At 72.1% G+C, this 22,375-nt stretch carries 24 protein-coding genes; 13 read left to right on the top strand and 11 right to left on the bottom strand.

The features are described from left to right. Window positions 1-134 precede the first annotated feature (134 nt). Together F4556_RS35990 and F4556_RS35985 are read left to right on the top strand one after the other, a co-directional pair. Complete coding sequence (locus F4556_RS35990; RefSeq protein WP_184923751.1) at window positions 135-1,475, top strand: DUF2252 domain-containing protein; 1,341 nt, start codon at window positions 135-137, stop codon at window positions 1,473-1,475. Window positions 1,476-1,504: 29 nt separating this feature from the next. After that, complete coding sequence (locus tag F4556_RS35985; RefSeq protein ID WP_184923750.1) at window positions 1,505-2,041, top strand: DUF2716 domain-containing protein; 537 nt, start codon at window positions 1,505-1,507, stop codon at window positions 2,039-2,041. A 271-nt stretch (window positions 2,042-2,312) separates the two neighbouring features. Here F4556_RS35985 and F4556_RS35980 read toward each other — a convergent pair whose 3' ends face one another. Beyond that, on the bottom strand, window positions 2,313-2,927 hold the full coding sequence (locus F4556_RS35980) for an NADPH-dependent FMN reductase (protein ID WP_184923748.1): 615 nt from the start codon (window positions 2,925-2,927) through the stop codon (window positions 2,313-2,315). A gap of 145 nt (window positions 2,928-3,072) precedes the next feature. Between F4556_RS35980 and F4556_RS35975 the strand changes: the two genes are divergently transcribed. Then, the gene (locus tag F4556_RS35975; protein WP_184923746.1) at window positions 3,073-3,927 is read left to right on the top strand and encodes a helix-turn-helix domain-containing protein; all 855 of its coding nucleotides are present in this window, start codon (window positions 3,073-3,075) and stop codon (window positions 3,925-3,927) included. Window positions 3,928-3,938: 11 nt separating this feature from the next. On the opposite strand, the gene F4556_RS35970 is transcribed toward F4556_RS35975, so the two are convergent. The 3 genes from F4556_RS35970 to F4556_RS35960 all read right to left on the bottom strand — a co-directional run bounded on the left by F4556_RS35970 (window position 3,939) and on the right by F4556_RS35960 (window position 7,505). Then, window positions 3,939-4,487 (bottom strand): LURP-one-related/scramblase family protein, encoded by a 549-nt coding sequence (locus F4556_RS35970; RefSeq protein WP_184923744.1) that lies wholly within the window; start codon window positions 4,485-4,487, stop codon window positions 3,939-3,941. Window positions 4,488-4,644: 157 nt separating this feature from the next. Continuing rightward, the gene (locus tag F4556_RS35965) at window positions 4,645-5,682 is read right to left on the bottom strand and encodes a C40 family peptidase (RefSeq protein ID WP_184923742.1); all 1,038 of its coding nucleotides are present in this window, start codon (window positions 5,680-5,682) and stop codon (window positions 4,645-4,647) included. A 167-nt stretch (window positions 5,683-5,849) separates the two neighbouring features. Further along, window positions 5,850-7,505 carry a SulP family inorganic anion transporter gene (locus F4556_RS35960; RefSeq protein WP_184923740.1) on the bottom strand — a complete coding sequence of 552 codons (1,656 nt, stop codon included), beginning with the start codon at window positions 7,503-7,505 and terminating at the stop codon, window positions 5,850-5,852. 240 nt (window positions 7,506-7,745) lie between these two features. On the opposite strand from F4556_RS35960, the gene F4556_RS35955 reads away from it, so the two are divergent. Genes F4556_RS35955 through F4556_RS35940 form a run of 4 tightly spaced genes read left to right on the top strand, consistent with a single transcriptional unit; the run spans window position 7,746 to window position 11,277 of the window. Continuing rightward, a complete protein-coding gene (locus F4556_RS35955; RefSeq protein WP_184923739.1) occupies window positions 7,746-8,975 on the top strand; it encodes a cytochrome P450 in 1,230 nt (409 codons plus the stop codon). Window positions 8,976-9,005: 30 nt separating this feature from the next. Continuing rightward, complete coding sequence (locus F4556_RS35950; RefSeq protein ID WP_184923737.1) at window positions 9,006-9,272, top strand: hypothetical protein; 267 nt, start codon at window positions 9,006-9,008, stop codon at window positions 9,270-9,272. Further along, window positions 9,269-10,486: a beta-ketoacyl-[acyl-carrier-protein] synthase family protein gene (locus tag F4556_RS35945; RefSeq protein ID WP_281403681.1), complete on the top strand. Its 1,218-nt coding sequence runs from the start codon at window positions 9,269-9,271 to the stop codon at window positions 10,484-10,486. Before F4556_RS35950 ends, F4556_RS35945 begins: the two co-directional genes overlap by 4 nt. Before the next feature lie 23 nt (window positions 10,487-10,509). Further along, entirely contained in the window at window positions 10,510-11,277 is a 768-nt protein-coding gene (locus tag F4556_RS35940) for a lysophospholipid acyltransferase family protein (protein ID WP_184923735.1), read from the top strand. A gap of 3 nt (window positions 11,278-11,280) precedes the next feature. Here the strand turns inward: F4556_RS35940 and F4556_RS35935 are convergent, their stop codons facing one another. After that, complete coding sequence (locus F4556_RS35935; protein ID WP_184923734.1) at window positions 11,281-12,783, bottom strand: cytochrome P450 family protein; 1,503 nt, start codon at window positions 12,781-12,783, stop codon at window positions 11,281-11,283. Between the two features lie 20 nt (window positions 12,784-12,803). Beyond that, entirely contained in the window at window positions 12,804-14,195 is a 1,392-nt protein-coding gene (locus F4556_RS35930) for an alpha/beta hydrolase family protein (protein ID WP_184923732.1), read from the bottom strand. Window positions 14,196-14,442: 247 nt separating this feature from the next. Between F4556_RS35930 and F4556_RS35925 the strand changes: the two genes are divergently transcribed. Next, complete coding sequence (locus F4556_RS35925; RefSeq protein WP_184923730.1) at window positions 14,443-15,258, top strand: hypothetical protein; 816 nt, start codon at window positions 14,443-14,445, stop codon at window positions 15,256-15,258. Between the two features lie 54 nt (window positions 15,259-15,312). Next, the gene (locus F4556_RS35920) at window positions 15,313-15,930 is read left to right on the top strand and encodes a 2'-5' RNA ligase family protein (RefSeq protein WP_184923728.1); all 618 of its coding nucleotides are present in this window, start codon (window positions 15,313-15,315) and stop codon (window positions 15,928-15,930) included. Here the strand turns inward: F4556_RS35920 and F4556_RS35915 are convergent. Further along, a complete protein-coding gene (locus F4556_RS35915) occupies window positions 15,907-16,326 on the bottom strand; it encodes a MarR family winged helix-turn-helix transcriptional regulator (protein WP_184923726.1) in 420 nt (139 codons plus the stop codon). The genes F4556_RS35920 and F4556_RS35915 overlap by 24 nt on opposite strands. 96 nt (window positions 16,327-16,422) lie before the next feature. On the opposite strand from F4556_RS35915, the gene F4556_RS35910 reads away from it, so the two are divergent. Together F4556_RS35910 and F4556_RS35905 are read left to right on the top strand one after the other, a co-directional pair. Next, a complete protein-coding gene (locus tag F4556_RS35910) occupies window positions 16,423-17,247 on the top strand; it encodes an SDR family NAD(P)-dependent oxidoreductase (RefSeq protein ID WP_184923724.1) in 825 nt (274 codons plus the stop codon). Between the two features lie 92 nt (window positions 17,248-17,339). After that, window positions 17,340-18,431, top strand: coding sequence for a vWA domain-containing protein (locus tag F4556_RS35905; protein ID WP_184923722.1), 1,092 nt, complete (start codon window positions 17,340-17,342; stop codon window positions 18,429-18,431). A 222-nt stretch (window positions 18,432-18,653) separates the two neighbouring features. On the opposite strand, the gene F4556_RS35900 is transcribed toward F4556_RS35905, so the two are convergent. Beyond that, window positions 18,654-19,178 carry a hypothetical protein gene (locus tag F4556_RS35900; RefSeq protein ID WP_184923720.1) on the bottom strand — a complete coding sequence of 175 codons (525 nt, stop codon included), beginning with the start codon at window positions 19,176-19,178 and terminating at the stop codon, window positions 18,654-18,656. Between the two features lie 334 nt (window positions 19,179-19,512). Here F4556_RS35900 and F4556_RS35895 point away from each other — a divergent pair, with 334 nt between their 5' ends. Both F4556_RS35895 and F4556_RS35890 read left to right on the top strand, forming a co-directional pair. Continuing rightward, on the top strand, window positions 19,513-19,977 hold the full coding sequence (locus F4556_RS35895; protein ID WP_184923718.1) for a VOC family protein: 465 nt from the start codon (window positions 19,513-19,515) through the stop codon (window positions 19,975-19,977). 76 nt (window positions 19,978-20,053) lie between these two features. Next, entirely contained in the window at window positions 20,054-20,437 is a 384-nt protein-coding gene (locus F4556_RS35890; protein WP_184923716.1) for a VOC family protein, read from the top strand. Window positions 20,438-20,470: 33 nt separating this feature from the next. Here F4556_RS35890 and F4556_RS35885 read toward each other — a convergent pair whose 3' ends face one another. The 3 genes from F4556_RS35885 to F4556_RS35875 form a co-directional block, all read right to left on the bottom strand. Next, window positions 20,471-20,626: a hypothetical protein gene (locus tag F4556_RS35885; RefSeq protein ID WP_184923715.1), complete on the bottom strand. Its 156-nt coding sequence runs from the start codon at window positions 20,624-20,626 to the stop codon at window positions 20,471-20,473. 293 nt (window positions 20,627-20,919) lie between these two features. Beyond that, a complete protein-coding gene (locus F4556_RS35880) occupies window positions 20,920-21,231 on the bottom strand; it encodes a hypothetical protein (RefSeq protein ID WP_184923713.1) in 312 nt (103 codons plus the stop codon). 236 nt (window positions 21,232-21,467) lie between these two features. Continuing rightward, window positions 21,468-22,019 carry a hypothetical protein gene (locus tag F4556_RS35875; RefSeq protein WP_184923712.1) on the bottom strand — a complete coding sequence of 184 codons (552 nt, stop codon included), beginning with the start codon at window positions 22,017-22,019 and terminating at the stop codon, window positions 21,468-21,470. Window positions 22,020-22,375: the final 356 nt, after the last annotated feature.

Here is a 22,375-nt window from a genome sequence, read left to right as displayed (position 1 = left end):
GCCGGTTGGCGGCACAGTGCCCGCAACACGCCCACCCGGCACGGTCGGCCGACGTGCGCGGCGGCCCGGGCACACTCAGGCTTGGGGAGCGAACCAGGAGCGCACCGGGAGCGACGGACGACAGGGAACGGGCCATGACCAGTCCAGCCGAGCGAGCACGCCGCGGCCGCGCGGCCCGAAAGACCGTCAGCCGGGCTGCCCACGGCCGGTGGATCGTCGCCGCGGACCGGCCCGACCCGCTCGGCGTGCTGGAGCGGCAGGCCGTCGACCGGGTGGCCGAGCTGCTGCCGATCCGCTACGGCCGGATGGCGGCCTCCCCGTTCGCGTTCCTGCGCGGCGCGGCTTCGGTGATGACCGCCGACCTGGCCGCCGTGCCGAACACCGGGCTGACCGTCCAGCTCTGCGGTGACGCGCACCTGCTGAACTTCGGTGTCTTCGCCTCCCCCGAACGGGCGCTGCTGTTCGACCTCAACGACTTCGACGAGACCCTGCCGGGGCCGTTCGAATGGGACGTCAAGCGGCTCGCCGCCAGCGTCGCGGTGGCCGCCCGCGAGAACGGGCACGGCGACGAGCGCGCCCGGCGGGCCGCACGAGCCGCCGCCCGGGCCTACCGGCTCTCGGTCCGGCGGCTGGCCGGACTGGGCGAACTCACCGTCTGGTACGAGCGGATCGACGCCGACGCGGTGCTCGCCCTGATCCGTGACCCCGAGCGGCGGCGCCGGGCCGAGGCCAACCTCGGGCACGCCCGACGGCGTACCAGCCTGCAGGCGCTCGACAAGCTCACCGAGGTCCGGGACGGCCGACGCCGCATCCTGCACGACCCGCCGCTGCTGGAAGCCGTCAGCGGCACCGAACTGCGGTCCGTCGGCAAGATCTTCAGCGAGTACCGCAGCACGCTCCCCGAGGAACGCCGCCTCCTGCTGGACCGCTACCGCCTCGTCGACGCGGCCCGGAAGGTGGTCGGCGTGGGCAGCGTCGGCACCCGCTGCTTCATCCTCCTGCTGACCGGCCGCGACGAGCAGGACCCGCTCTTCCTCCAGATCAAGGAAGCCGGCCGATCCGTCCTGGAGGACCACCTGCCCGCCGACACCCACGACCACCACGGCCACCGGGTGGTCGCGGGGCAACGGCTGACGCAGGCCGCGAGCGACATCTTCCTCGGCTGGATGACCGGCCCGAACGGACGCCACTTCTACGGCCGCCAACTCCGCGACATGAAGGGCTCGGCCGCCGTCGACACCATGCCCCCGGTCGCCCTCCGCCAGTACGCCCACCTGTGCGGCACCGCCCTGGCCCGCGCCCACGCCCGCTCCGGCGACCGCCTCGCCATCGCGGCTTACCTCGGCAACGCCGACACCTTCGACCACGCGATCGCCGACTTCGCCCTCCACTACGCCGACCGCACCACCGCCGACCACGCCACCCTCACCACAGCCATCACCACCGGCGACATCACGGCCACCCCCGGCATCTGACGCGACGTCGGCGACGATAGGTTCGTCTCATGACGGCCGAAGCCCTGCACCGATTGACCAGCATCGAGTACACCGAAATCTGGGACCGCTTCGACGCGAAGTTCGACTTCCGAGCCAGCATGCACGACTTCCCCGGTATCACGGAGCCCGTGCCATCGATCACGTGGAGCCTTGACGCACTGAACGACGACCCAGGGGACCGGAAGCTCGACCACCTGGTCGACCTGGTGCAGGACGGGCTCGCCAAGTGCAGCAACCCGGGGGAGTCGCTCTGGATCCTGGACTGGCAGCACACCTGCTACCGGCTCCGCCCGGATCTTCCACCGACCGACATGTTCCTTCCCCGGGTCCTCGAAGGCCGTTCGCGGGAGGGCTGGCCGCGCAGCCCCTACCCGGACGGCGACTACTACATCTTCCTCGCCGACGACCTCCGCTTCGGCACCTTCGGACACCCCTGGGAACACTCCCTCTGCGTCTTCGGCAGCGAGCTCCTGGACGCGATCACCGAGGACGTCGACCAGGTGCTCCAGCGGGTCCTCCGCCGCGACGGTCTATCCGCCGTGTGAGGACGCAAGCCGGCAGCGCTGTCGTGGGACAGACCTGCTCACCCGGCGTATCCGTGCGTACGGGCGGCCAGGTCGAGGAAACCCTGCTGGACGGGACCGGTGCCCTCCTGGAGCAACTCGCGCCAGGGGCGGTCCGGGACGGGTGCCGACGGGGTCTGCGTGACACCGGTGCTCGCAGCACGGAACGTCCTGCGCAGCGGAGTTGGGAGAATCCCGGCCCCGGGCCGGCCGCCGGGCGGTTCGCCCGGCCGGCCGGCCCGGTGAGGGGGTGTCAGGCGGCAGCGTACGGGCGGTCGCGGCGGGCGTCGTGCAGGACCGAGCCCCACCAGTCCAGCTGGTCGAGCATCACCTTGGCTGCGGCGTCCGGGCCTTCGGGCTCCAGCAGGGTCCCGTCCTGGCCGAACAGCAGGTAGTAGCGGGGGAAGGAGACGTACTCCCGCACGGTGTGCGCCTGCAACTCGTTGAAGACCTGGCGGAGTTGTTCGATGGCGAGCAGGCCGCCGCTGGCGCCGCTGTAGCCGACGAAGCCGATCGGCTTGGCGCGCCACTCGGTGTAGTGCCAGTCGATGGCGGACTTCAGGGAGGCGGGGAAGCTGTGGTTGTAGTCGGGTGTCACGACCACGATGGCGTCGGCTGCCGCGAGGCGGCGGGTGAGATCGGTCATCGCGGCGGGGCGGGGCAGGTCGGGCTGCAAGGCCGGTGGCACGGCCGGGAGTTCGAGCGGGACGGGGGTGTCGGCGAGGTCGATCACGTCCACCGTGAAGCGGCCGTGCAGCTCGGCCTGGCGGGCGAACCAGCGGGCCACCACCGGTCCGAACCGGCCTTCGCGGACGCTGCCGATGATCACTGCGAGGTTGAGCGGCTGGTTGAGCGGCTGACTGGTCATGGCCGTGCTCCTGGGGGTCGGGAGGGTGACCCCGAGCGGGTCACGGCTCCAACCTGCCGGGTGTGGCCGGAACGAGGGAGGCCGAGCGGAGACTGGTAGTGGCGGGGCCACGATCCGGTGCGGGCCCGGCTGTTAGGTTCGACGGGTGAGCGACAACGAGTTGGGACTGTTCCTGCGTACCCGCCGTGAGGCCGTCACCCCGGCCGAGGCGGGGCTGGCCGTCGGCCCGCGCCGCCGGACCCCCGGCCTGCGCCGGGCCGAACTGGCGACCCTCGCCGGGGTCAGCGTCGAGTACGTGACCCGGCTGGAGCAGGGGCGCGACCGCCACCCGTCCGTGCAGGTGCTCTCCGCCCTGGCCGAGGCGCTGCGGCTGACCGCGAGCGAACTCGTCCACCTGCACCGGCTGAGCAAGGCGGCGGGCGGCGCGTTCAGCTGCATGGGCGGCGCGGCGCCTAACCGGATCGTCCGGCCCACCGTGCAGGCCCTGCTCGATCACCTCGAACCCGCCCCCGCCCTGCTGCTCAACCGCCTCGGCGAGATCCTGGCCTGCACCACCGCCTACCGGCGGTTGGCCGAGCCGGTCGGCCTGCTGGACGGCGCGCAGCCGAGCCTGGTCCGCTACGTCTTCACCGATCCCCGGGCCCGGACCGCCTACCCCGACTGGGAGCGGGTGGCCGACCAGCAGGTGGCCGCCCTCAAGCAGGGGCCGGGCCGGGCGGACCGGCAAGTGGCGGCGCTGATGGACGAACTGACGGTCGCCGCGGGAGCCGAGTTCAGCACCCGGCTGGACACCCTGCCCGGGCTGCCGGACGCCACCGGGACCGACCGGCTGCTGCACCCGGAGGCCGGCGAGCTGCGGCTGTCGTACGAGACCCTCCACCTGCCCGCCGACGACGACCAGCGCCTGATCGTCCAGCTGCCCGCCGACCCGGCCACCGCCGCCGCACTCGACCGCCTGACCGGCCGTCACCCCGGCGCCCTGCGGGCCGTACCGGCCTGAGTCGGTCTGCGTCAGTCGCCGGGGTGGGCCATCGCGTCGATGGCGATCGCGGCGGCCAGGACGGTGGCGTGGTCGGTGTCGGGCCCGATGTCGAGGCCGTAGGTGTCGCGCAGCCGGAACCACTTCTTGGAGACTTCGGCGACCTTGTAGCCGTCCCGCTCGATGGTGTACTCGTGGTCGACGATGTTGCCGTGGACGGTCAGGTCCGCGCCGTCCTCCTGCTTGATCCGCCAGCGGTCCCGGACCGGCCCGATCAGGGCCTTCTTGACCAGCGCGAGCCGGTGGCCGTCGGCGTCCTCGATCTCCATCGAGTCCTTGATCCGCATCGGCCGGCTCTGCACGCTCGCGACCCGGTGTCCGTCCGGGTCCTCGATGGCGTAGGTCCGGCGCAGGCGCAGGGCCTTGCCGTTGACCTTGTAGACGTGGTCGCCCGCTTCGTTGTCGATCCAGTAGTCGTCGCCGATGGAGAACATCTTCTGCTGCATGCGGTAGCGGGTGACGCCGTCGCCGTCGTCGAAGGCGTTGTTGGCCTGGCGGCGGGCCCGTCGTTCGTCGAACATCCGTCGGTCCTTCCTCGGGTGGCCGGGCGAGGAGCGTGCCCTCGCATCGGCCGGGCACGGGGCTGCTGCCATCGCACCCTGCCGACCTCGACTCGGCCACCGCCTACCGACCGGACTACGCCGTACCGGTGAAGACGGCCTGTGAAGACGGCCTGCCTCAGACCCGGCGGATGGTGGAGATCTGCATCGCGTCGGCCTTCATCGTCTTCACCACGTCACCGGCGCGCGGGGCGTGCACCACCAGGCCGTTGCCGATGTACATGCCGACGTGCCGCCGGTCGCCGTGGTAGATCACCAGGTCGCCCGGCTGGGCGTTGTGCCAGTCGGTCCCCACGTTGGTGCCCACGTCGCCCTGCGACTGCGAGGTGCGCGGCAGGGAGACGCCCGCCTTCCCGTACGCGTAGACCATCAGGCCGGAGCAGTCGAAGGTGTCCGGTCCGGTGGCGCCCCACTTGTACGGGTCGCCCTGCTGCTCGAGCGCGACCCGCACCGCGATCGCGGCGTTGCCGCTGGCCGGGGGCAGGGTGGCGGGGTCGATCCGGGCGGAACCGCGCGAGGCGGTGCCCTCGGAGCCGGTCAGGATCGCGGCGCGGTCCGCGGCGCTGAGTTTGTTGAGCAGCTTCTGCGCCTCCTGGAGCTTCTGCTGCACCTCGTTCTTGGCCGTGTTCAGCGTCTGGGTGGAGCGGTCGAGTTCGGCCAGGACGGCCGCCGCCTCCTCCTTCTGCTGGTCCAGGCGGCGCTGCTGGTCGTGCAGCGACTTCAGGGCGTCGGCCTGGGTACTGGTGGCCTGGTCGACGGCGGCGGCCTGCGACAGGTACCCCTCCGGGTCGGCGGAGAGCATCAGCTGCACCGACGGGTCCACACCACCCTGGCGGTACTGCTCGCCCGCCGCGGCGGCCAGCCCGGCGGTCAGCCTGGTCATCTGCTCCTGGCCGCGGGCGAGCTGGTCCTGCAACTGGCCGGCCTGCTTACGCAGCTGCTCGGCCCGCTCCTTGGCGCCGTTGTACCGCTCGGCCGCCTGCTCCTGCTCCTCGGCCAGCTTGTCGACCTGCACCTTCACCTCGTCCTTGCTCGGCTGGGCGGGCGCTGCGTGCGCGCTCACCTGGGCCGACAGGGCGACCGCGGTCGCGGCGGCAGCGGTGAGCACGGAAGCCCGTGCGCGGCTCGGCTGCTTGGGACGGCGGTGGGAGGCCAAGGGGGTGCTCCTTCTTCCTGGTGGACTCACCCGTTGTGGCGATTGTCCGGAAATTAGGTTTGTCACCAGAACGTAGTCAAGATCCTGCCCCGCGTCCACTCCGTACGGCCACGAACTCGACCGCTCAGCAGGCGGACTGACCCGCCGTCAGCGGGCTGCCGGGTTCGTCACGGCGCGGTCGGCACCCGGGCGGCGATCCAGCTCTCGGCCTCGTCGAGGGCGGTCTCCAGCGGCCCGAAGAGGACGCCGGTGGCGGGCACGATGCCGCCGGGGCCGAGGTGGTCGGCCAGTCCGGTGTCGGTGGCGATCTTCGCCAGCGGGGACTGGACTCCGGCGAGGACCAGCCGGCCACCGGCCCGGTGGAGTTCGTCGGCCTTCCGGCGCAGGAGCTTGACCATGGCCGACGACGGCACGTCAGGGAGGTTGCGGACCACCAGGATCAGGACGGCGTCCCGGGCGGGGGCGGGCCAGTCCTGCTCGATCCGGGGCAGTTCGGCGAACAGGCTGACGCCGTTGTAGTCCAGGACGGTGACCTGACCGGGATTCAGTGCGGCGGGTGCAGCGGCCGATCGCCAGTGCCCGTCGCCCGCGGGCTCCAGGGCCAGCAGGCGGGACTGGCGGGCGGCCTGCGCGCAGTACAGCAGCAGGGACAGCACCGCGCCCAGGATGATCGCCTGCTGGAGCGGGAGCTGGGTGGTGCCGAGGAAGGTCAGCGCCATCGCGGCCGCCGACAGCGGCGAGGTCTTCAGGACCAGCCGGATGTCGGGGATCTTCCCAGTGACGAGCTCGGCGCCGACGACGATGATCAGGCCGCCGATGACCGGCATCGGGATGTGCTCGGCGAGCGGCGCGAGGGTGAGGACGATCGCGGCGAGCCACAGCCCGGAGAAGATCCCGGCCCAGCGGGTCCGGGCACCGGCGGAGACGGCGACGCCGGTACGGGACAGCGAGCCGCCGACCGGCAGCGACTGGAACAGCCCGCCGGCCACGTTGGCCAGGCCCTGGGCGGCGAAGTCGCCGTTGACGGAGGAGCGGGTGCCGTCGGGGTTGGGGACGGTCGGCGCGATGCCGGCCGCCTGGGCGAGGCCGACCAGCGCGATCGAGACCGCCCCGCCGAGCAGGTGCGGGAAGGCGGACCAGTCCGGGGCGGTGAAGTGCGGCAGCGCGGACGGGATGTCGGCGATGCCCTTGACCAGCTCCACGTCCGTGCCGAGCGCGGCGACGGCGACGCTGACGACCACCATCGCGATCAGCAGCGCCACCGTACGAAGCCGCTTCACCGCGTGCGCGAGCGCCCAGACCCCGACGGTCGCAGCGGCGACCAGGGTGGCGGCGAGCTGCCACGAGCCGAGGTGGACCGCCCAGTCGCCCAGCTGCACCAGCTTGTTGTGGCCGTGCGGCTGGTAGCCGGTGGCGTCCTTCAGGACACCGGTGATGATCTGCACCGCGATGCCGACGGAGAAGCCGGTCATCACCGCGTTGGAGACGAAGGAGAGCACCACCCCGAGCCGCAGGACGCTCATCAGCAGCATCACCAGGCCGGTCATCACGGCGAGCATCGCGATGTTGCCCGCGCTCGAAGCGTCCAGCCCGGCGTCGGCCAGCACGCTCTGCGCGGTGAGCGAGATGGCGCTGGTGAGGGTGGTGACCATCAGCACCGTGCGGGCGGTGACCGAGCCGACGATCGCGGGGACGACACCCGAGAACAGACCGGCGACCGGGTTGAACCCGGCGATCGCCGCGTACGCCATGCCTTCGGGGATGGAGAACAGCCCGGTCACCAGACCTGACGACACGTCCGACGGCGTGGGCTTACCCAGCATCAGGTTCCTCCGACTTCAGGCGATTCGGCCCACGCTTCCCTGTCACCCCGGCACGGGCAACACGGCAGGGCCGATCAGGTGACCGCCGACTCCAATCGGTCACCCATTCGCCAGGATTCCAACGACCAGTCGGATCCGGTGAGGGTGATTTGGACTTTCGGTGCGGTGCCGGGCAGCGTCTCCCCTCGTTGGGGAAGAGCTGTGGGCGGATACCAGACCGGAAGGGGAGCCGACGGCGCGATGAGCACGCTGACCGAAGAAACGATGCCCCCTGCCCCGGCCCGGGAGTTGGTCCGGAGCTGGCTGCGGACCCCGGATCCGGAGGACCTCGGCGCGGTGTACGCCGAGCTGCGGGCGGCGGGGCCACTGGTCCGCGCGCCGTGGGGCGCGTTCCTGGTGCCGGGCTACCAGGACGTGCGGCGGGCGCTGGTCGATCCGGCGCTGGTGATGCTGGACGCGGCCTGGCGGGACGAGCGGACGCCCGGTTGGCGCGCCAGTCCGGCCACGTCCGCGCTGTGCGATTCGCTGCTGATGCAGAACCCACCGGAGCACCCGGTCAACCGGCGCCCCGTGGTGGCGGCGCTCACCCTCCGCTCGGTGACGGCCCTGGACGGGATGATCCGGGCTCAGGTCCGGGTCGCGGTCGAGCAGTTCGTCCTGACCCTGCGTCAGGACCGGGCGGCGGACCTGATCGATGACCTGTGCAAGCCGCTGCCCGCCGCGGTGCTGTGCCGGCTGGTCGGGTTCCCCGGGCGTGATGCCGGTCTGCTGGCCGGGCTGGCCTCCGTGATCTCGACCGGGGGCGAGATCCGGCGGCCGCTCGACGAGCTGCTGGCCGCCGACCAGGTGGCCGGTCAACTGCTGTGCTACCTGGAGCAGTTCACCCACCAACGGGACCGCTCCGCGAACGGACCGGCCCTGGGCGACGTGACGTTCTCCGTCGACCAGCTGTTCGCCCTGGTGGTGGCGGGGCTGATCACCACCACGCACCTGCTCGGCAACCTGGGCGACCGGCTGCTCCGGATGCCCCCGGAGCAGCAGCGGTCGGTCACCGCCCCGGAGCACCGGGCGGGGCTGATCGAGGAGACGCTGCGCTGGGACCCACCGGTGAAACTGGCGACCCGTCGGGCCGACCGCCCCACGGTGGTCGGCGGCCGGCCGGTCCCGGCGGGGACCGTGCTGCACCTCATGATCGGCGCCGCGCACCGCGACCCGGCCCGCTACCCGGACCCGGACCACTTCGATCCGGGACGCGACCACCGGCCCGGCTTCCCGTTCGGCCAGGGCGGCCACTTCTGCCCCGGCGCGGCGTTGGCCCGGGCCCAGGCGGCGGCGTTCCTGGAGAGCTTCGCCCCACACCTCCCGGCCGTCCGGCGCAGCGGGCGGCTGGTCCGCCGCGCCGGGCCGAGCTTCACCGAGCCGGTCGGCCTGCCGGTCTCGGCCGCGCGGCCCGCCACCCATGGTTTCTGACGTCCACTCAACCCCGCACGGAGGACTCCGATGACCGACCCGAACGACCCCTACACCCGGCTGGTCCGCATCCTGATCGGCCCGCTGGAGGTCGACTTCGCGCTGATCTCGCCCGAAGCCACCCTCGCCGAGCTGCAGTTGGACTCGCTGGCGGCCGAGGAGTTCGTCCTGCTGGCCGCCGAGGAGTTCGGCACCGACGGCTCCGCACCGTACGAGCTGTCCGGGGTGCCGCTGGCGGAGCTCGCCGCGCGGCTGGACGGTACCGGTTCCGCGGCCGGCCTGCGGGTGTCCGGTTGATCCGCACCGTCGTGACCGGCATCGGCATGGTGACGCCCGCCGGGGTGGGGACGGAACCCAGCTGGGCCGCGATCTGCGCGGGCCGCCCGGTCGCGGCAGCCGATCCGGGGCTGGGAGACTCCCCCGTCGGCATCTCCTGCCGGGTGCCGGACTTCGACCCGGTGGCCCGGCTCGGCGCCGGGCCGGCCCACCGGCTGGACCGGGTCTCGCAGTTCGCCCTCACCGCGGTCCGCGAGGCGGTCGCCCAGGCCGGGCTGGACCACCGCGGCTGGGACGGCACCCGGGTCGGCCTGGTGCTGGGCATCGGCGGCTGGGGGGCGACCACCCTGGAGACGCAGCACCATCGGCTGCTGGAGCAGGGGCAGGCCAAGGTCAGCCCGTACTTCCTGCCGATGGCGCTGCCGACCGGGCCGGTCGCGCCGATCGCCATCGAGTTCGGTGTGCACGGGCCGACCCATGTGGTCTGCACGGCCTGCGCCTCGGGCACCAGCGCGATCGGCCAGGCCCGGCAGCTGATCGCCACCGGCGCCTGCGACGTGGTGCTGGCCGGTGGCTGCGAAGCCTCGCTCACCCCGTTGATCAGCACCGGTTTCGCCCGGATGAAGGCGCTCTCCCGACGGACCGACGACCCGGCCGGGGCGTCCCGCCCGTTCGACGCCGACCGCGACGGCTTCGTGCTGGGCGAGGGGGCCGCCGTCCTGGTGCTGGAGTCCGCCGGGTTCGCGCGGAGCCGGGGCGCGCGGCCGCTGGCCGGCGTCGCCGGGTACGGCGCGACCAACGACGCGTACCACGCGGCCGCGCCGGAGCCGACCGGGGCGATGGCGGCCGCCGCGATCCGGCGGGCGCTGGCCGATGCCGGGGCGTCGGCGCACGAGGTCGACCACGTCAACGCGCACGGCACCGGCACCCGGCTGAACGACGTCACCGAGGCCCGGGCGATCCGGGCCGCCCTCGGGTCAGGACCGAGCGTCACCTCGGTCAAGGGCGTCACCGGACACCCGCTCGGCGCGGCCGGGGCGATCGAGGCCGCCTGCACCGTCCTGAGCATCCGCGACGGCCTGGTCCCGCCCACGGCCAACCTCCGGCGGCTGGACCCCGAGATCGATCTCGACGTGGTGGCCGGTACGGCCCGGCCGCAGCGGATCGGCCTGGCGCTCAGTCAGTCGCTGGGCTTCGCCGGGCACAACGCGGTCCTCGCCTTCACCTCGCCCTGACGCCGCACCAGGAGTTCCCGCACATGCACAGCACCACCCAGCACTCCACGTGGCAACTGATCGACGCCGCGGTCCGGTTCCTCTCCCGGCACTACTTCCGGGTCGAGCTGGTCGGACTGGAGAACGTGCCGGACCAGGGCGGAGCGCTGCTGGCCGCCAACCACGCCGGGATGATCCCGCTCGACTCGGTGCTGATCGTCTCCGCCCTCCGGCACGAGCACCCGGCGGCCCGGACCGCGCACGCGATCGCCGACGAACTTCTGTTCAAGGTACCGGTGTTGGGCGAGCAGGCCCGCCGCTCCGGCCAGGTCTGGGCCACCGATCCGGCCTGCACCAGACGCCTGCTGAACGAGGGTCAGCTGGTGCTGACGTACCCCGAAGGGGCCCGGGGGCTGGGGAAGGGCTATGCCGAGCGGTACCGGCTGCGGGACTTCGGCCGTGGCGGGTTCGCCGCCGTGGCGATGGCCACCGGCGTGCCGATCGTCCCGGTCGCGGTGATCGGCACCGAGGAGGCGTACCCGGTGCTGGCCAACTGCAAGCCGCTGGCCCGCCTCCTCGACCTGCCGTACGCGCCCGTCACGCCCACCCTGCCGCTGTTCGGTCTCGCCGGGCTGCTGCCGCTGCCGGCCAAGGTGACGCTGGTCTTCGGCGCACCGATCCCGACCGGGCCGACGGCCGACGCGGCGACCCTGCGGGCGCAGGCCGGGGCCCTCGCCGAGCAGGTCCGCTCCGAGATCCAGACCACGCTGGACGCGTGGGTCGGCCGCCGCCGCAACGGCGGCTTCGCCTGACGGTCACGACCGGCCCGGGCCGCCCAACCCGCCCGGCCCGCCGGGCAGTCGGCCGAGCCGGTCGGCGGCGTGCCGGAGGTCCGCCGCCGTGACCGCGCAGCGGCGGGCGTGGCGCAGCAGGGCCATCCGGAACCGTTCGCCGACCGGCCCGGTCCACCGGGCGTCCTCGGCGCAGTTGGCCAGGCTCTCGGCGTGCCGGGTCAGCCGGGTCGCCCCGGCCGTCGCCAACTGGGCGTAGTGGGTGGTCGGTTCACCCTGCGGGGTGAGGTCGCGGGAGGTGCCGGCCCGGTTCGGCGACACCCGGCTGCGGGGCGGCGCGTCGGCCCGGTCGTGGAACGCCAGCCGCAGCGCGCCGGGGTCGAGGACTCCCGGCAGCCGGTGCGGGTCGAGCGCCGGGGAGAGCAGCGCGGGGCGGGTGGCCTCGAGAGCGGCCCGGACCACGGTCTCGGCCACCAGGACGGCCAGCCGGGTGGCCGGGCACGGCTCGGGTGAGCTGCACAGCGGCGAGGGCAGCCCGTCCGAGGAAGTGGGCTGGTCCGAGTCCTGCCGGGCCAGCGCGTTCAGCACGGCGGAGGCGCACAGGATCCTGGATCCGGCCGGGATCCGGTCGCCGTGCCAGGCGAAGGCCGCCCCGGTCCGGTACGTGGTGGCGGCGATCGGCGGCCACAGGTCGAGCGCGGTCCGGACGGCGTCCTCGGCGCTGTCCGGACCGCCATCGGTACTCGTCAGCGCGATCGCCTGCGGGACGGTGTGGCAGAGCGCGTCGGTGACCACGGCCAGGGTGTGTTCGAGGGCGGGTGCCGGGTCCGGGTGCTCGGCCCGCCGTGCCAGGTACCCGGCCAGACCGCCCCGGGCCGGGCCGCGCAGGTAGGGGTCGAGACGGCGGCGCAACGCGTCGGCCCAGTCCGCCTCCCGGCGGGTCCCGGCCGCGTCCACGGCGGCCGCGAGGACTCGGCTCAGTACGGTGTCGTCCGCCGCCGCGTCCCCCGCCACCAGCCGCCGGGCGATCCGCCTGGCCGCCTCGGTCCACTGCTGAGGGGTGATCAGGTCGTCGGTGTCCCGGTGCGCCGGCAGTCGGCCGATCTCCTGGGCGGCGACCGCGGCGGCGGTCCGGCCCAGCGCCCGGGCGGGGTAGGGCACGGCCGCGCAGGCGAGTTGCCGCCGGGGGCGGCCCGCGTGGTCCAGCCCGTCGCCCGGGCCGATCGCGCCCGCGGCCCGGGCGGCCTCGAGCAGGTCGCTCGCGTCCGGCCGGGTGACCGGTACCAGGTAGGTGCCGAGCGGTGTCGGCAGTCGGAGCGGGTGCCCGGCGTGGATCCGGTTCAGGTGCCCGGCGAGCAGCTCGGTGAGGCCGTCCAGGGTGAGCGACCGGACGCCGAGGGCGCGGGCCGGTGCGTCCAGCCACGGGAGTTGACGTGCGGTCAGCAGGGCGCCGAGCACGGCGCCCTCGTAGGACCAGAGGGCCGGCGGCCTCGGCGGGCGGACGGGCTTCTCGGCTTCGGTGGTCACTTGGTTGAGCCTTCCGGGGGTCAGCGGTCGCGCAGCAGGTAGAGCTGGTTGCCGACGATTTCGCCGTCGTAGCGGCTCAGCAGCTCGTTGGCGGTGTCCCGCTGCGGTGCGGCGAGGCCGCGCAGCGAGATCGCGTACGCCTGCGGTGAGTGGCTGAGCGGGTAGTCGAACGTCGCGTCCAGCCAGGCCAGTTCGGTCCAGCCGGGCGGCAGGTCGTGCGGGGCGGCCGGGCCGCGGCCGTCCATGCCGGTGATCAGGTCGTAGCCGTTGACCAGGCTGATCACCTTGGTGTCCGGGTCGGCCGGGCGCTTGTCGTCGATCGCGGAGCCGGTCGGGATGACGTGGGTGAGCCGGTAGGTGGTGACGAACTCCAGGTCGGCGGCCAGGTTCATCGCGGCCATCCCGCCGAGGCTGTGTCCGATGATCATCAGCTCGGCGCCGACCGGAACGCCCGCGGACTCCAGGGCCCGCCGGGCCGCCCGGGTGTACGTGGTGTCGGTGTTCACCGTGTTGTCGATCCCGCCGGCCAGGTCCGCGGGGGTGTTGTTGCTGAGCTTGGCGAAGGAGAGTCCGGGCAGCAGCAGGACGTAGCGGGTCTCGCCGTCGGTGCAGTGGATCCGGCGGAGCAGGGCGGCGCCGTGGTTGCCCAGCGCGGCCATGTTGTCCAGGTAGCTGGTGATGTCGTTGGCCGAGTGGGCCATCGTCCGGGCCAGCAGCGGGTCGGGGTCGACCGCCTCGGCGTTCCCCGGGCCGCGCTCCAGGTAGGAGATCCAGCCGGACGGCAGGCCCAACACCGGGTCTGTCGGCGGCAGTTCGCCGTGCAGAATCGCCCAGGCGGCATCGTCGTTGAACGGGTTCTCGTCGAACAGCCCGGCCCAGGCCAGCAGTTCCTGCGCCACCGGGCCGATCGTGGTCAACGCCCTTGTCACGCCCAGCCGTTCGACCAGTGCGCACCAGGCCCGCGCGGTCTCCAACCGCTCCCCCGCCGCCACCGCCTCGACCAGCCGGGCCACCATTGGCGACTCCAGGTTGGGATGCCCGGCCGCCGCCGCCCGGACCCGCAGGTCGAACGCGTCCGCCGCCATCCCCACCGCGGCCGACCTCCGGCGGGTCACCGCCCCGGCCCAGCGCATGGCCTCGCCCACCGGCCCGCCGACCGGCCCGAACCCGAGCCCGGCCGGGTTGAACAGAGCCCGCGCCACCGAGGCGGCCGCCACCGCGGCGGGCACCGGCTCACGCAGCGCGTCCAGCGCGAACCGCCACCCGGTGACCCCCGCGGTCAGTCCGGCCCCGGCCCGGCGCACTTCCAGCGCGGCCTCGGCGAGCAGGACCGAGGCCCGCACCAGGAGTTCGGCGTCCGGACCGGCCGCCGCCGTCGGTTCGGGCCGACTCTTCTCGGCACTGGGGCGCACGATCTCTCCTCCACGGACGCACAGTTCAGGGGCCGCGCGGTGGGCACTGCCGTTTCCTGGATATCACTGACGGCCCATCGGGCGGCCGTCCCGAGCTGCCGCTGCTGCCAGGTTCACCCACACGTGTGGCAGCGGGAGACTCGCGACAGCCGCCGACCACGCTACCGGCTCGCTGCGAGCGCACGGCCGAGGCTTCCCATCAGCCCGGGACCAGGACGAACTGACGGGTGATCTATGATCACGGGCCATGACGGAGATACGCGGATCAGGGCCGGCCTGGGGCGACGGACCGCTGGTGACCAGGGGTCAGGAGCCCGACTGGGCGGCCCTGGCGGAGCGTCACGGGGAGCAGCAGCGGCGCCGGAAGCACATCCGCGCCGTGGCCGCCGGTGTCGCGGCGACCGCCGCCATCACCGGCATGGTGGTCGCGGTCCTCCCCGGCGACTCGGGACGCGATCCCGCCCGCGCCGCGGCCGCACCCGACAACAGCGCCTCCGCCCAGCCCGACGACAGCCCATCGTCCTCCGCCGGGGAGTCGGCCGCCCCTTCGGCCTCCGCCACTGCTTCGGCCTCCCCCTCCGCTTCCGCCTCCGCGCTTCCTTCCGCCGGTGTCTCCCGCCCGGCCACCCCCGTGACGAACGCACCGCCGCCGGCCGGTACCTCGGCGCCCGCGCGGCCGCCCGTCTCCCAGCCCGCCGCCACGCCCACCCCGGGCAACGCGCAGACCTCGCCGCCGCCCGTCGGCAAGTCGTACACGCCGGTCCAGGTGTGCGGCAGCGGATTCAACGTCATCGACTCGCACAGCCTCGGCGGCGCCACCGTGTACTTGCTCTACAAGGGCGCCACCGGCGACAACTGCGTCACCACGATCGTGAACAACCCGGCCGGCCCGGTCCCGATGAACGCCACCCTCGCGGTCAAGGACGGCGGCTCGGCGAGCAACCCCGGCAGCTTCGCCTCCTACGCGGGCCCGGTTACCAAGCGCGCCGCCAACACCTGTGTGCAGTGGGGCGGTTCCTACCAGGACTCCACCTGGACCAGCGGCTGGACGCACTGCGGCTGAGCCGCGCCACCCGTCCGCGAGCGCCCGGCACCGGTGGTGCCGGACGATGGTGAGGTGGACGCGGACTTCTCACCCAACGACGGTGCCGAGTCTCCGGGTGTGCTCGGCAGCCCGCCGACGCCTCGCACGGCGGTGGCGTGGCTCCCGCCGGTGGAGCTGTGGCCCGCCGTCCAGCGCATCCGCGAGGTGCACGACCGGCAGATCCGCCGCTGGCCGCCACACGTGAACCTGCTCTTCGGCTTCGTACCGGAGACGGACTTCGGCCGAGCGGTCCCGCTGCTGTCCGACGCGGCGGCCGAGGTCGAGCCGTTCACCGCTCGGCTCAGCGGGGTACGCAGTTTCAGCCACCGTCACGACGCCACGCTGTGGCTCGACCCGGCAGCGGCCGACCCGGCCCCCTGGCAGAGACTTCACGACGCGCTGCAGGAGCGTTTCCCCCGTTGCCGGAGCCGGGCCGACGGGTTCACCCCGCACCTCTCACTGGGCCGGAGCAAGCATCCGCGCACCCTTGCCCCCGAATTGGCCGCCCTCCTGGGCAGCATGCCCGCCCGGGTCACGGAGCTCGTCGTCCTGTCCCGCCGGGGAGACCGGCCGATGCGGGTACGGGTCGTCATCACGCTCGGTACGGGCGAAGCGCGGTGGCCGCCGTCAGGTCTCGACGATCAGTTGTAGCAGCTCGCGCAGGGACTCGCGCTGCTCGGTGCTGAGCCGGTCCAGAGGCGCGTCGGCGAACGGCATCCGGGTGCGGAGGTCGGCGGCGACGGTGCGGCCGGCCTCGGTGGCGGCGACGAGTTTGACGCGGCGGTCTGCCGGGTCGGCCTGTCGCTCGACCAGGCCGCGGGCGGCCAGGCGGTCGATGATCGCGGTGACGTTGGAGGGCTCCGCGTGCAGGCGGTCGGCGATCCGGCGCATCGGGACCGGGGTCTCGGTGGCGAGCAGTGCCTTGGCCTGGAGCGGGGTCAGCTCGTGGGCGGCGGCGGCGGTCTCGGACTCCTGGAGGTAGCGGCGGTTGATGGCCGCGAAGAGGCCGACGACCTCTCTGGTCAGCTCGTCCGGTGGTGTGGGCATGGGGTCAGTCTAGCGAGGTGCTTGACAGAGTGAAATGTTCCGCCCCATAGTTATGAGCGATAGTAGTTATGATCCATAAGTAAGGGGCATCGCGAGATGAGCACCAAGACCGTCCTGATCACCGGCACCTCCTCCGGCATCGGCCTGGCCACCGCCGTCGCCGCCGCGCAGAGCGGCTGGCACGTCGTCGCCACCATGCGCGACACCACCAAGGCGGGGGCTCTGCTGGCGGCGGCCCAGGCAGCCGGGGTGAGCGTCGACGTCCGCGCGCTGGACGTGACCGACCCGGCCTCCGTCGCGGCCTGCCTGGCCGGTCTCGACCGACTCGACGCGCTCGTCAACAACGCCGGCGCCGGCCACGTCGGCACGCTGGAGCAGGTGAGCGTCGAGGACGTACGCGCCGTCATGGAGGTCAACTTCTTCGGCGTCCTGCATGTCACCAAGGCGGCCCTGCCGATGCTTCGCGCAAGCAAGGGACGCGTGCTGACGGTGACCAGCGTCGGCGGCGTGATCGGCCAGCCGTTCAACGAGGCGTACTGCGCGGCCAAGTTCGCGGTCGAAGGCTTCATGGAGTCGCTCGCCCCGGTCGCGGCGACCACCGGCGTGACCGTCACCGTGGTCGAACCGGGCGCGGTGGCCAGCGAGTTCGTCAGCAACCTCGGTGGCCGCGACACTCTGGTGGCCCAGGCGGGTCCGTACGCACCGGCTCTGCACGCCTACATCGAGCGCACCACGAAGGCCTTCGACAACGCCCAGACCTCCGACCAGGCCGCCGCCGCGATCGTCGCGGCCCTCACCACGGACCGCCCGGCCTTCCGCGTGCAGACCTCCGACGCGGCCCGCCAGTTCACCGCCACCAAGCTCGCCGACCTCGACGGCTCCGCCGTCCTCGCCTTCACCGGCGCCTGGCTCTCCCGCTAACGGGAATTGTCAGTGCCCCACCGTAGTCTGTAATCAACGTCGGAGGGGACGCCGGAAAGGCGTCGGAAGAGCGTTGAAAAAGGGGTATCACCGTGTCTGCTAACAGGATCAAGCACAAGGTCAACCACGTCTCCCTCGTGGTCGACAATTCCGGCTCGATGCGCAAGCACGAGGCGCAGCTTGTTCGCGTGGTGGACGAGTTCGTGAAGGGCCTTCAGGAGGAGTCCGACCGGCTCGGTCACGAAACCCGTATCAGCCTCTACGCTTTCGACCACGAGGTGGAAAACCTCGTGTGGGACATGGACGTCAAGCACCTTCCGTCCCTGCGGGGCCTCTACCAGGTGAACAACGGCGCGACGGCGCTGATCGAGGCGGCCGTGAAATCCGTCGACGACCTGAAGAACATCTGGGAAGGGTACGGCGAGCACTCCTTCCTCCAGGTCGTCGTCACCGACGGCGAGGAGAATGCCTCGGGTTTCTCGGAGACCGGCCAGATGCACATCCGGATGGGCGGCGGAAAGGGCGCCGGCGTTCTGAGCAAGTGGCGCGGCCGCATTCAGAGCGCCATGGACGACCTGCCCGACCACTGGACGTCGGCAATCCTGGTGCCGAATTCGCTGGCCAAGCGCACCGCCCAGGAGTACGGCTTCCCGGCGGGCAACATCGCGATCTGGGACGCGGACTCCAGCAAGGGTGTCGAGGAGGCCATCGGCACCGTCCGGACGGCTGCCACGAGCTTCCTGCGTGGCCGCGAGCAGGGTGTGCGCGGCACCAAGAACCTGTTCGCGATGGGCCAGGATCTGAGCACCGCCGACGTGAAGGCGAGCCTCGACGCCCTGGACGCCGGCACGTACATCCTTGTGCCGGTCGACCAGCCGACGCCGATCCGCGAGTTCGTCACCACCGCCGGGCACCCGTACAAGACCGGCTGCGCCTTCTACGAGCTGTCCAAGCGCGAGAAGATCCAGGGCAGCAAGCAGCTCGCCGTGGCGGAGAAGGACCCGGCCACCGGCCGGATGACGGGCCGGGTCTTCTCCGGCCCGGCGGCCCGGCGGCTCCTCGGCCTGCCGCAGGCCGAGGCCACGGTGAAGCCGGGCGACAATCCGGCGTACACCGTCTTCGTCCAATCGACCTCCGTCAACCGGAAGTTGGTGCCCGGCACCAAGCTGCTCGTGGTCCTGTAGCCGAGCGCTGCTGAACGACCGTCACCCTGCCGGCTGCCCCGCAGCCGGCAGGGTGACGGTCATGTCGAGGCCGCCGGCGGAACGGTTCGAAGAGGGCGGGCAGGGCGGCGGCCGGCGGCGTGGGGGCGACGCTCGTGATCGGCGCGGTCGCGGGGCTGTACCCGGCCGTGCGAGCCGCCCGCCTGTCCCCGGCGGACGCGCTCGCCTCCCCCTGAGGCACCGTCATTCTCTCCTGCGGGCGGTGCCCACCTGGTCGCAGTCCTTCTCCGGACCCCAGAGGCTGCCCCTGTGCACCGGCCCGTTCAGAGTGATCCGCTCCGTGGTCGCTCCGTCCGCCCGTACCACCTCTGCTTCCAGCAGCCCTTTCGCGTGCCAGGGCGCCAGATAGGTGTAGACGGCGAGGCGTTCGCCGTCGGCGGCGCTGACCGTTCCCACCAGCGTCAGCTCGATGCGGACGCCACCGCAGGTCAGGCTGCGGGCCTCCTCACCGAGCGCGACCAGCACGGTGAGCCAGTCGTCTCCCTCCATGTTGTCGGGGCCCATCACCGTCTTCAGAGTGGGCGTCGGTCCGGCCGGCAACAGCGACGGCCCCCAGACGCAGGCCCAGCTATGGCCCCGCGTGGTGCCGTCTCCCTGGCAGAAGCCCGGATCGGTCGTCTGCCAGAAGTAGTTCGTCATTTCATCGCGTCGGTAGATGACGGTCAGGCTGCCGCGCGGGGCGTGACCGTCCGCGGCGGCGGAGCGCATCAGCTGCTGCTGGATGTCGACCTGGGCTACGCCGGAGCTCGACGCCGAAGCGGTGCCGGTCTCCGGCCCGGGAGCAGTACTGGTACATGACCCCAGGCACGCCATCGCCACCCCGGCCACAGCGAGACGGCCGAGTCTTCCTCCGAGTGATCGCCGCTTCATGGTCCCCCCGCAAGCGTCGGACGAGCGACGGACCATCAGCCCGAACTACTCGCGCTCGGAGCCTACCCAGATGCTCCGAAGCCCAAAGGCCTGACGCAGCGTCGGTCGACCCCTGAACCCGCTGGGCGCGGCGGAACCCCCGTTGTCGGCATGCGTCCCTAGGATGCCGATCATGACCTCAACCCCGATGCACTGGAAGCTCGTTGTCGACACCCACGACCCCCACACCCAGGCCGACTTCTGGGCCGCCGCACTCCACTACCAGGTCGAGGACCACAGCCCCCTCATCGGCAAGCTCCTCGACCTGGGCGCCATCCCGCCCGAGCTCGTGATCGACCACCACGGCCGCCGCGCCTGGCGGGATGCGGCGGCGGTACGCCACCCCGACGAACCGTTCGACCCGGAAAGCGGCACCGGGCTGGGGCGCCGGATCCTCTTCAACCGCGTGCCGGAGTCCGAGAAGAAGATCGTCAAGAACCGCCTGCACATCGACCTGCACGGCCCTGCGGGCCAGCGGGACAAGGAAGTTGAGCGCCTCACCGCCCTCGGTGCCAACATCTTCCGCCACGTCAAGGAACCGGCCGGCGAGTGGGTGGTCATGACGGACCCGGAGGGCAACGAGTTCTGCGTCCACTAGCGACCGAGCCGGGGCACCGGTACGTCGACGGTGCGGGCCTGTCGCCCCGCCGTCGCCGCTGCCTACACTGATCGGCATGGCATGCCGCATCAGTGAGCTGATCCTCGACTGCACCGACCCCGAGCAGCTGGCCGCGTTCTGGAGCGAGGTCCTCGGCTACGTCGAACTCGACCGGGAGGAGGACGGAAGCATCGCGATCGGGCCGCCCGACACTGGTTTCGGCGGCCCGCAACCCATCCTCCTCCTCAGCCTCAGCAGCAATCCGCGCCCCGCGAGGCTCCGTCTGCACATCGACGTCAGCGCCACCGACCGCGACCAGGACGCCGAGCTGGAGCGGCTGCTCGCCCTCGGTGCCAAGCCCGCCGATGTGGGCCAGACCGGCACCGAGAGCTGGCACGTCCTGGCCGACCCGGAAGGCAACGAATTCTGCCTCCTGCACACCCGGATCCAGCCCCTCTGACCACGTGCTTCGGGGGCCGGGACTGACCCACCGTCAGGCCCGGCCGACCGGGCCGAGGGAGAGCGACATGGACTCGGGGAGCTCGGTCACCCGGTGCAGGGTGCCCAGGTCGACGTCCCAGGCCAGGATGCGGCGGGCGGTGCCGTTGGTGCCGACCAGTACGGTGCTGCGGTCCAGCCGACCGAGCACCTGGCAGCAGCCCTTGTACCGCCCGTCGTCGATGCCGAACCAGAGCGCACACCCCCCCCCGCCAGATCGCGCAGTTGAGGCACACCTTGATCAGCGCCTCCTGGAGCAGGTCCCCGGCCAGCCGCAGGTCACCGGTGAGCAGAAAGGCCACCCGCAGCAACCGGTGCTGTCGGGCCTCCGTCCATCGGCAAACCCCGGACGCTCCTGGTCCACCACGCACGCCACCTCCCCCTGTCCCTCTCCCGACGCGGCAGGAGCCGGAAAAGGTTGGGTGTCGGGTGGAGGCAGCGATCTCAGGTCCGCTGCCAGGTGACCCGGCCGCTGATCTGCACGGTACCGTCCAGGTCGTCGGGCATGGTGGCCACGATCTCGCCCTCGGCCTGCTCATCGGCTGCCAGCGTCTCCCACCGGCTCTTGACCGCTTCACCCAGAACCTCGGACGGTCCGCTCACGCGGGTGATCGGCAGTGGCGGACTCATCCGGTGGGTCAGCACGACCTGCGTCACGGGAGAGCCGGTGTTGTTGACCACGCTCCAGCGCCAGGTGACGGCTCCGCCGTCCTCGGAGATGTCCGGTGCCTCATAGACGAACTCGACGTCGGTCATGGCAGTGCCTTCCTCCGGGTGCGCGCGGGCCGCGCACGGGACGGACTGATCATCGATCAGCCGACAACAGCGGCGCAGCCCGTCCGGTCGGTCTTCACCCGTTCGGATCCCTGCCGGACTTCCCCCTCCAGGCCTTACGCACGTCTCAACTCCCGGCTGGCAGCCGGGCGGTGAGCAGCGCACCGGTATCGCGCGACGGTCAGCGCCTCGCGGGCGCGCTTGGGCATCGGCGCGTATCAAGCGACTGCTTCTCCGCGACGGCGCGTGTAGTACGCGTACGTCACGGCCAGGAGAAGTGGACCCCACAGAGTCAGCGGGAGAGTGGCCACTGCTGCAAGCGCCTTCCACCATCCGCTGGAGTACTCGACAAGGGGCACCCCGCCGATGTGGAGGAAGGCGAGAGGCAGGGGATCCCACAGCGCGATCAGCGCCAGACCGCCCAGAGCGGCCGGGACGATCGCAGCGAACGGTGGAATGCGCTTGCCGCCGATGACCGGGAGCCATGAGGGTGCCACTTCGCCCCACCGGGCCACCAGGCCGAAGGAGAGATAGGCCAGTCCCTCGGAGAGAAGGCTGAGTCCGAAGACATACAGGATCACCCACCAGTGCCAGGTCTGGTGGACCGCGTAGACCTGGCCCATCTCGTAGTCGAATGCGAACGGTAGACGCCACAGGCACGACGGGAGGACGACGAGGGGTATGAGCTGGGCGCAGTGGATGGCCCACCTTGGGCCGGGCCGCGCGGTGTCACCGACCGGTGGGGAAGGATGAAGCGTCTTGATTCTCATGAGTCGAGCTTCGTTGCCCGGTGAACGCCCGGGATCCGGCTCAAGACGGATTCGGTGGTCATCTCCACGATGGGCATCGGGTCCCCCGCGCGGGGGACCCCAAGCGAACCGCTTCACATCACTGCTGGTCGCCCGTCCGCCCCGCCGCCAGGTCGGATAACCGCCGCTTGATCGAGCGTCCCACGACCACTGCAGCTGATCGCACGTCACTCAACCCACAACTCTTGACAATTACTCCACCGTGAAGAGTGGCACCGCTACCATCGCTGCGCACTAGCGATCCCAACTGGCGTCCTACATCCGGGAGTTAGGGCTCTCGCCGTGCGCGCGGATCGCCATCACCGTACCCGACCGGA

The organism is Kitasatospora gansuensis, assembly GCF_014203705.1.
Classification (GTDB): domain Bacteria; phylum Actinomycetota; class Actinomycetes; order Streptomycetales; family Streptomycetaceae; genus Kitasatospora; species Kitasatospora gansuensis.
The sequence above is the reverse complement of the archived record's forward strand: the minus strand, read 5'-3'. Positions and strand labels throughout refer to the sequence as shown.